We start from the raw sequence: 8,493 nt of genomic DNA on the forward strand, positions 1-8,493 counted from the left end.
GGCTCGGCGATTGTCGGCGTGGGGGCGGGAGGCGGCTCCGACGTGCGCAGGAAGAAGTAGCTCGAACCGCCCAGGAGCGCCACGACGGCGGCGATGCCCAGGGGCCAGCGCAGGGTACGGATGACAGACGGCGGGAGGGGGGCGTTTTCGCTGGAGCTCATGTGAATGGGGTCGCGGTGAGGGTTCGAAAAAGGCTTACAGATCGCCGGCGCGGGCCTGTTCGGCCAGGCGGAAGGAGAACTCCGCGCGGCGGTTCTTCTCCGGGGCGTTCGCGTCCGCGGGCCGCTCTTCTCCGTAGGAGATGACGGAGATGCGCCCGGGCTCGACGCCCAGGTTCACCAGGTAGGCGCGCACGCTGGCGGCGCGGCGCTGGCCCAGCGCGATGTTGTATTCCGTCGTGCCCAGCTCGCAGGTGTGACCCGCCACCGTCACCTTCGCGAGGCCTCGCTGACGCAGGGCCTGGGCGATGCGCGACAGCTCGTCGGTGGCCTCCGACGGGAGCATGGAGGAGTCGAGCGGGAAGTAGATGGGCGCGGCGTTGAGCGCCGCGAGCGCCTGCTCCGCGTCGTCGGGCGTGGGCCGCGCCGCGTTGCCACGGTCGCTGGCGGTGGGGGCTGGCGAATGGGTCGCCGCGTCGGCGGTGCTCGTGTTGGCCGCGCGCCTCGCGCAACCGGTGAGGCCAATCACTGACAGCAGGAGGACCAGGTGGGTTCGGTTCATGCCCTGATACATGAGCAAGGGCTGTGCCGCGGTCCTTCCGTCTGGAGTCTCGCGCGCGGTGGCGCGATGACTCGCAAAGCGCGTCGTTCTAGCGTTGCGAAACGCCGCTGTCGGTCTTCTCCCTGCGGTGGATGGTGGAGACATCAATCCCCAACAGCTCCGCGGCGCGCGTCTTGTTGCCTCCACAGCGGGCGACCACCCACGCGATGTATTCACCCTCCAGCTGTCTCAGCGGCACCACCTGTCCGTGGGCCGAGGCCAGCGGGTGGACCTCCGGCGCGGCCTCGGAGGTGTGCAGGCGCAGCTGGGCCAGGTCCACGGTGGGCTGCGCTCCCAGGACGACCAGGCGCTCCACCAGGTTCTCCATCTCCCGCACGTTTCCGGGCCAGGGCATGCGCGCGAGCGTGGCCACGACCTCCGGGGCCAGGGCGGTGACGGAGGAGCGCGGATTGCGGGCGCGGGCCTGCGCCACGAAGTGCTCCGCGAGGTTCGGGATGTCCTCCGTGCGCTCGCGCAGCGGCGGCACCCGGAGTGAGACGACGTTGAGCCGGTAGTAGAGGTCCGCCCGGAAGCGGCCTTCCTTCACCCGCGCGTCCAGGTCCTGATGCGTGGCGGCCAGGATGCGCACGTCCACGCGGCGCGAGCCATCCGCGCCCACTGCGCGCACCTCGCCGTCCTGGAGGACGCGCAGCAGCTTCGCCTGGAGCTCCGGGGGCATGTCCCCGATTTCGTCGAGGAAGAGCGTGCCTCCGTCCGCCTCCACGAAGAGGCCCCGGCGCGTGGTGGTGGCGCCGCTGAAGGCGCCCTTGATGTGGCCGAACAGCTCGCTCTCCAGCAGGGCGTGGGGCAGGGCGGTGCAGTTGACCGCCACGAAGGGCGCCTGGCTCCGGGGCCCTTCGGAGTGGAGCGCCCTGGCGACCAGCTCCTTGCCGCTGCCGCTCTCGCCCCGGATGAGCACCGGCGCCTCCGAGGCCGCCACGCGGTCGATGAGCTCGTAGAGCGTCCGCATGGGCACGCTGTGTCCCAGGAGCGAGCCCAGGCCGCCGCGCTGGGCCACCTGGCGCTTGAGGTCGCGGTGCTCGGTCCTCAGGCGCCGGGACTCCAGCGCGCGCCCGACGTGGAGCAGCACCTCGTCCAGGCGGAAGGGCTTGGTGAGGTAGTGGTAGGCGCCGCGCTTCATCGCCTCCACGGCGCTCTCCACCGCGCCGAAGGCCGTCATGAGGAGCACCGGGAGCTCCGGGTCGTGCCGGCGCGCCGCCGCGAGCACGTCCAGTCCGTCCACCTCTTCCATGCGCAGGTCGCACAGGACGACGTCGTAGACGCGGGCCCTCAGCTGGGCGATGGCGTCCGCGCCCCCCGTGGACAGGTCCACGCGGTAGCCCGCGTCCGTGAGGGGCTCCTTCAACATCTGTCCCATCTCCTCGTGGTCATCCACCACGAGGATGCGCGCACTAGACGGCATGCCGTTCCTCCCAGCCGGGCGCGGCGGCCACCGGCCACCGCAGCGTGAAGACGGTGCCCCGGCCGGGCTCGCTTTCGACCCCCACCTGGCCACCGTGGTTGCGGACGATCTGCGCCACCACACTGAGTCCCAGGCCCGTGCCCTGGCCCCGCTTCTTGGTGGTGAAGAAGGGGTCGAACACCTGGTGCAGGTGCTCCGGCGCGATGCCCCGGCCATCGTCCTGGACGCGGATCTCCACCGCCGGGGTGTCTCCCGCCATGCACGTCGTGGCGCTCAGCCTCACGTGGCCTCCGGGGCTGCAGGCGTCACAAGCGTTGAGGGCGAGGTTGAGGAGCACCTGCTGGAGTTGATCCGCGTCCGCCGCGAGGCTGGGCAGCCGCTCGGGCACGTCCAGCTCGAAGTGGACGTGCCGCCTTTCTGCCTCCACGTCGAGCAGCTCCTGGAGGCCCCGCACGAGCGGCGCCAGGGGGACGACGCCGGCCCGCGCGGGTTGCAGGCGCGACAGGTCCAGGAGCTGGCGGATGATGCGGCTCACCCGGTCGATCTGCGTGACGATGGCGTTGAGGCCCCGGCCCTGCGGGTGCTCCACGCCGCCCACCTTCTGGAGCATGTATTCGGCGTGGCCCCGGATGATGCCCAGCGGCGTGCCGATTTCATGGGCCACGCCCGCGGCGAGCACGCCCACCGTGGCCAGCTTCTCCGCGCGCAGGAGCTGGTCCTCCAGCATGCGCACGTTGCTCAGGTCCTCCAGCACCAGCAGCGTGCTCGCCTCTCCGTCGCCGTGCTCCAGCGGGACGGCGTGGACGTTGAACTGGTCCTTGTCGTTGAAGAGGCTGAGCGGTTCGCCGTGCAGGCTGTGCACGGCGCCCTTGTCCCGCGCGGCCAGCACCATCGCCGTCAGCCGCTGCACCGCGGCCATGGGCGCGGTGGGGAAGGCCTCCGGGAGGGTGCTCCCCACGGCGGTGGTTGGCAGGCGCGCGCGCAAGGCCTGGTTCACGGCGCTGATGCGGCCTTCGCGGTCCAGGGCCAGGATGCCCGTGGGGATGTGGTCGAGGATCTTCTGCGTCTTCTCATGCAGGTGCGCGAACTTCGCGGCGTGGCGAAGGCTCTCCTGGAGCGCCACCTCCCGGCGGTTGGCGAGCACCACGTAGGTCCCGAACGCGACCAGGAACACCGCCACGAGGAGCGCGGCCAACGACAGGCGCAGCACCAGGGTGCGCTCGTGGGCGCGCAGGGCGCTCGTGGAGGAGAGCGTGGCCACGGACCAGGAGGCCTCGCCTCGCATGCGCAGGGGACGGAACGTGGCCACCGCGTCCGCGGACCCCAGGCCCAGGCGCGAGGCCTCCGCCTCGTTGATCCGCAGTGACCCGGACGCGCCCGCGCGCATCCGCGCCACCAGGGTGCGCAGGCCCGGCACGAGCTTCCCCTCGGTTTCCCCCAGCCGCCGGTGCCAGGACGCGAGCGCCGGGTCGCTCATGGGCGCGGGCGTGCCGTGGGCTCCCAGGAGGAGCAGCCGCGTGTTCTCCTCCACCGTCACCATGCGCAGCGGCGCGAAGATGGGTTCGGTGTCCACGAGGATGGCGACGACGCCTCCGCCTCCGGGCGTGTCGGAGTCGATGCGGATGGCGAAGACGCGCATCCACCCGGAGGACGCGCCTTCGATGGGGGGCGAGGGGATGACGTGCCCCACCGGAGCCGTGAGCGCCTGCCGCGCGGTGTCCTCGATCGCCGGGGGGTGGACGGCCTCCCTCGGCAGGTGGCGCGACTTGTGGTCGACCAGGAAGAGCCGCTCCTCGCCATCCGGGCCCAGCACGGCGATGGCCCGGTACTGGCCCACGGACTCCAACAGGGCACGCAGCTCGTTGTGATGGTCTCCGGCGGAGCCGGGCTGGGCGAGCAGCTCGCTCGCGAAGCGCAGGTTGTCCCCCAGGTCCTCCAGCGACCGGGCGACGCCACTGGCGGCCTCCTCCAACTGGGCCTGCCGGTCGCGCCCGAACTGCTCCACGAGCGCCTGCCGGTCGCGCTGGATGAACCACACGGCTCCGCCCGCCACGCTGGCCAGGGCAACGAGCAGGAGGACGAGGGGGGCGAGGAGGCGGTGCATGGAGTGCGAGGGAGTCCACACAACGCAAGGCTCGGGCCAGCCGTTCCCTCCAGGGGCCGGCGCCTTGCATCGCGCCGCGACCGCCGCAAATCACCACACCGGGGCTGGCACTTTGCCGGACCTGCCCGGGGCCCCCCCCTGGCGGGCCTGGGCTAGAGTGGCCGCCCCCTCAGAAGGAGTGAACATGAGCCAGAACCTCTACGACATCCCCCTCAAAGGCATCGACGGCGCTCCCCGGACGCTCGGTCAGCACAAGGGCAAGGTCCTGCTGGTGGTGAACGTCGCCTCCAAGTGCGGCCTGACGCCCCAGTACGAAAGCCTGCAGAAGCTCTACGCGAGCCGGCAGGGGCAGGGCCTGGAGGTGCTGGGCTTCCCCGCGAACAACTTCAATGGGCAGGAGCCGGGCAGCGAGGCGGAGATCCAGCAGTTCTGCACCTTGAAGTACGACGTGACCTTCCCGCTGTACTCGAAGATCTCCGTGGTGGGGAAGGACAAGCACCCGCTCTACCACGCGCTGACGGGCGCCATCCCGGATGCCACGGGCGACGGGCCCATGCGCGCGAACCTCAAGGGCTACGGCATCAAAGCCAACCCGAAGCCGGAGGTGCAGTGGAACTTCGAGAAGTTCCTCATCGGCCGGGATGGCCGCGTCGTGGGCCGCTTCGCTCCGGATGTGACGGCGGAGGATCCGCGCCTGGTCCAGGCCATTGACGCGGCGCTGGCGAAGCCGGCCTGAGGTCAGGCTTCTGGCGCCGGACCCTGAGTCCGTCCGCAGGCGCGGTTGGCCGGGACGGCCAGGTCGATCTTCTTGGGGTGGGGCAGGTGGAGGTTGTCCATCACCTCGATGAACTCCTCGCGGCTCCTGCCCGCGACCCGCGGGTTGTGGCGCTTCTCCTCGCCGATGCTCGTCACCGTGTTCCCGTGGTAGTCGTGCGCGGGGTAGACGAGCGTCGCGTCCGGGAGCTGGAAGAGGACGCGGGTGATGGAGTCGTAGAGCTGGCTCGCGCTCCCGTTCTGGAAGTCGGTGCGGCCGTTGCCCCGCACCATCAGGGCGTCCCCGGTGAACACGCGGTCGCCCAGCAGGTAGCTCACGCTGTCGTCCGTGTGGCCCGGCGTGGCGAGCACCTGGAAGGCGCACCGTCCGACGTGCACCGTATCTCCGTGCCGCACCTGGATGTCGGCGCACCGGGCCCCGCCTGTCCCGGCCACCACCTGGCACTGCGTGCGCTCCCGCAGCGTGCCGGACGCGGTGACGTGGTCCGCGTGCACATGGGTGTCGAAGACGTGGGAGAGGACGAGCCCCAGCTCGCTGACGAGCCGCAGGTCGCGGTCCACCTGCTCCAGCACCGGATCGATGAGCGCGGCCTGACGCGTGGCCTCGTCACCGATGAGGTACGTGTAGGTCGAGGACTCGGAGTCGAAGAGCTGGCGGAAGAGCATGTCGGAATCTCCGTTGCACGGGGGCCGCCGGCGGAGCGGGGGATTCAGCGCATCGCACGGAGTGTCCGCTGGAACGCGGGCTCCGAGAAAGGGACGTCCTTCGATATTTGATGTGGTCTCGCCAACGCGCACTCGCCTCGCAGGGCAGCTGGCGCGGTGGGGTTGTCGTGGGCAGGCTCGCGGCGTGCTCTCATGACCGCTCACTTGTCCGCGCGCCTCGAGGCGTCCCCATCCCGCAAGCCTTCGTCCGTCTCCGAGCACCATCGGGTGCTGATCATCGGCGGCGGTACCGCGGGCATCACGGTCGCGGCGCGGCTGCGGCGCAAGGGCGTGCAGGGTGTCGCCGTGCTCGAGCCCTCGGCGCAGCACTTCTACCAGCCGCTGTGGACGCTGGTGGGCGCCGGCGCCGCGGACATCGCGAGCACCGTGCGGCCGGAGGCGGACTACATCCCGGAGGGGACGCGGTGGATCCAGGACTGGGCGGAGGAGGTGGACCCCGTCCGCCAGCAGGTGCTCACGTGCGGAGGCGCGCGGCTGACCTATGACTTCCTGGTGGTCGCTCCGGGAATCCAGCTGGACTGGGATCGGGTGCGCGGCCTGCGCGAGGCGCTGAAGACGCCGTTCGTGTCCAGCAACTACGACTTCCGGCTGGCGCCGAAGACGTGGGAGATGGTGCGGGCGTTCCAGGGCGGCACGGCGCTGTTCACCCATCCGGCCACGCCGGTGAAGTGCGCAGGGGCGCCGCAGAAGATCATGTACCTGGTGGCGGACCATCTGCGCCGGAGCGGGCTCGCGGAGAAGTCGCGGGTCGTGTTCGGCTCGGGGGGGAAGGTGCTCTTCGCGGTGCAGCCCTTCGCGCGCGTGCTGGAGGGCGTCGTGGAGCGCTACGGCATCGAGACGCACTTCGGCCACGACCTGGTGGAGGTGCGCGCGCACACCCGTGAGGCGCTCTTCGCGGTGACTCGTGACGGACGCCGGGAGGTGGTGACGGTGGGGTATGACCTGCTGCACGTCACGCCTCCGCAGAGTGCGCCGGACTTCATCAAGCGCAGCGCGCTGGCTCATGCAGACGGCCCGAACGCGGGCTGGGTCAAGGCGCACAAGCACACGCTCCAGCACCCCGACCATCCGAACGTCTTCGCCATTGGCGACGCGAGCGACCTGCCCACGTCGCGCACGGGCGCCGCCGTCCGGGCGGAGGCGCCGGTGCTCGTGGAGAACCTGGTGGCCGTGATGGAGGGGCGGGAGCCCACCGCGCGGTACGACGGCTATGCGTCCTGTCCGCTGGTGACGGGCTATGGGCGGATGCTGCTCGCCGAGTTCGATTACGAGGGCCGGCCCGCGCCGAGCCTTCCGTTCATCAACACCTTCGTGGAGCGCCGCGACCTGTGGCTGCTCAAGAAGTACGGACTGCCGCGCCTGTACTGGGACTGGATGCTTCGTGGCCGCGCGTGAACACTGGAGGAAGTGACCGCTCGACGGTGGGGCCTGCTCGTGCGACCGTCCTGGACGTGACGCCCTACGACAAGATCTTCGAGAACAACAAGGCCTGGGCGGAGGAACAGCTCCGCTCGGATCCGGACTACTTCACCAAGCTGTCGGTGTCGCAGCAGCCGGACTTCCTCTACATCGGCTGTTCGGACAGCCGAGTGCCCGCCAACCAGATCATGGGGCTGGCGCCGGGTGACGTGTTCGTGCACCGCAACGTCGCGAACCTGGTCAACAACGTCGACCTGAACGTGATGTCGGTCATCAACTACGCCGTCCGGCAGCTGGACGTGAAGCACATCATCGTCTGCGGCCACTACGGCTGCGGCGGCGTGCGCGCGGCGATGCAGCCCAAGGACCTGGGCATCCTCAACCCCTGGCTGCGCAACATCCGCGACGTGTACCGGTTCCACAAGCAGGAGCTGGACGGCATCGCGGACGAGACGAAGCGCTACGAGCGGCTGGTGGAGCTCAACGTCCTGGAGCAGAGCATCAACATCATCAAGACGGCCGCCGTGCAGAAGTCCTACCTGGCGAGGGGCTTCCCCGTCGTGCACTCGTGGGTGTTCGACCTGCGCAACGGCATCCTCCAGGACCTGAAGCTGGACTTCGTCCAGACGCTGCACAGCATCCAGGAGGTCTACGACCTCACGAAGGAGTGAGGCCGCAGTCCCGCGGGAGTCATTGCTTCCACACCATCCGCTCTCCTTCGGCCTGGCAGTGCCCTCGCTGAAGGAGCAGCGTCAGTCCGGCTTCCAGGACCGGGATGACCGCCCGGGTCAGCCGCTGGATGCCAAAGCAGCGGGCTGTTTCGCGGAGCAGGTCTTCGCGTTCCAGCGACAGGGCCTGGGTGAGCACGGCCGCCGCGGCGTTGGCCACCTCCTCCGGGGGAAGGTGTGCGGCCTCGCGTTCGGGATGCGCGCCACGAAAGCCTGAGTACCGCGCCGGCCCCTGGCTGGTGGACCAGAGGAACTCCTCCTGGATCGTCACGGTCCCGCGCTTCGCGAGCGCCTGGAGCTGTTCCTCCAGCCTCTTGCGCACGCGGGGCGTCAGCTTGGTCAGACCCCAGGCATCCAGGACGCGCCTGGCCAGCAGGTCCTCGTGGAGCGGTGCCTCCTGATCGATGACGGACTGGAGGTGCTCCCGCAGGGACGCGTCCGACGCGGTGGCGAAGAGGTCCGCTCCCTCCTTCATGGCGCGCAGGGTCGCCGGGACGTAGGCCTGGGCGGACGCGCTGGGACCGGCGACCACGGGCTGGGGCGTGGCCGGGGCGCTGGTG

8 protein-coding genes are annotated in these 8,493 nt (G+C 70.3%); 3 read left to right on the top strand and 5 right to left on the bottom strand.

Annotated features, from left to right (window positions below; genetic code table 11):
- Positions 1-195: 195 nt before the first annotated feature.
- From D7V77_RS38160 to D7V77_RS38170, 3 genes are all read right to left on the bottom strand, one after another.
- On the bottom strand, positions 196-720 hold the full coding sequence (locus tag D7V77_RS38160; RefSeq protein WP_120581155.1) for an OmpA family protein: 525 nt from the start codon (positions 718-720) through the stop codon (positions 196-198).
- Positions 721-808: 88 nt separating this feature from the next.
- A complete protein-coding gene (locus D7V77_RS38165; RefSeq protein WP_120581148.1) occupies positions 809-2,182 on the bottom strand; it encodes a sigma-54 dependent transcriptional regulator in 1,374 nt (457 codons plus the stop codon).
- A complete protein-coding gene (locus D7V77_RS38170; RefSeq protein WP_120581149.1) occupies positions 2,172-4,286 on the bottom strand; it encodes an ATP-binding protein in 2,115 nt (704 codons plus the stop codon). Before D7V77_RS38170 ends, D7V77_RS38165 begins: the two co-directional genes overlap by 11 nt.
- 184 nt (positions 4,287-4,470) lie before the next feature.
- Here D7V77_RS38170 and D7V77_RS38175 point away from each other — a divergent pair, with 184 nt between their 5' ends.
- A complete protein-coding gene (locus D7V77_RS38175) occupies positions 4,471-5,022 on the top strand; it encodes a glutathione peroxidase (RefSeq protein ID WP_120581150.1) in 552 nt (183 codons plus the stop codon).
- A gap of 2 nt (positions 5,023-5,024) precedes the next feature.
- Here the strand turns inward: D7V77_RS38175 and D7V77_RS38180 are convergent, their stop codons facing one another.
- Complete coding sequence (locus tag D7V77_RS38180; RefSeq protein ID WP_120581151.1) at positions 5,025-5,726, bottom strand: MBL fold metallo-hydrolase; 702 nt, start codon at positions 5,724-5,726, stop codon at positions 5,025-5,027.
- 192 nt (positions 5,727-5,918) lie between these two features.
- Here D7V77_RS38180 and D7V77_RS38185 point away from each other — a divergent pair, with 192 nt between their 5' ends.
- Both D7V77_RS38185 and D7V77_RS38190 read left to right on the top strand, forming a co-directional pair.
- On the top strand, positions 5,919-7,181 hold the full coding sequence (locus D7V77_RS38185) for an FAD/NAD(P)-binding oxidoreductase (RefSeq protein WP_120581152.1): 1,263 nt from the start codon (positions 5,919-5,921) through the stop codon (positions 7,179-7,181).
- Positions 7,178-7,876 (top strand): carbonic anhydrase, encoded by a 699-nt coding sequence (locus tag D7V77_RS38190; protein WP_233597486.1) that lies wholly within the window; start codon positions 7,178-7,180, stop codon positions 7,874-7,876. The genes D7V77_RS38185 and D7V77_RS38190 overlap by 4 nt, the downstream gene beginning before the upstream one ends.
- Positions 7,877-7,895: 19 nt before the next feature.
- Here D7V77_RS38190 and D7V77_RS38195 read toward each other — a convergent pair.
- Positions 7,896-8,493: DUF3320 domain-containing protein (locus D7V77_RS38195; RefSeq protein ID WP_147452290.1), on the bottom strand; the 598-nt coding region annotated here is incomplete at its 5' end.

It is taken from the genome of Corallococcus sp. CA041A (assembly GCF_003612075.1).
Classification (GTDB): Bacteria; Myxococcota; Myxococcia; order Myxococcales; family Myxococcaceae; genus Corallococcus; species Corallococcus exiguus.

What these genes read in the sequence shown, in the direction of transcription:
- D7V77_RS38160 (WP_120581155.1), bottom strand. Translation starts at nt 720, where the DNA reads ATGAACCGAACCCACCTGGTCCTCCTGCTGTCAGTGATTGGCCTCACC.
- D7V77_RS38165 (WP_120581148.1), bottom strand. Translation starts at nt 2,182, where the DNA reads ATGCCGTCTAGTGCGCGCATCCTCGTGGTGGATGACCACGAGGAGATG.
- D7V77_RS38170 (WP_120581149.1), bottom strand. Translation starts at nt 4,286, where the DNA reads ATGCACCGCCTCCTCGCCCCCCTCGTCCTCCTGCTCGTTGCCCTGGCC.
- D7V77_RS38175 (WP_120581150.1), top strand. Translation starts at nt 4,471, where the DNA reads ATGAGCCAGAACCTCTACGACATCCCCCTCAAAGGCATCGACGGCGCT.
- D7V77_RS38180 (WP_120581151.1), bottom strand. Translation starts at nt 5,726, where the DNA reads ATGCTCTTCCGCCAGCTCTTCGACTCCGAGTCCTCGACCTACACGTAC.
- D7V77_RS38185 (WP_120581152.1), top strand. Translation starts at nt 5,919, where the DNA reads ATGACCGCTCACTTGTCCGCGCGCCTCGAGGCGTCCCCATCCCGCAAG.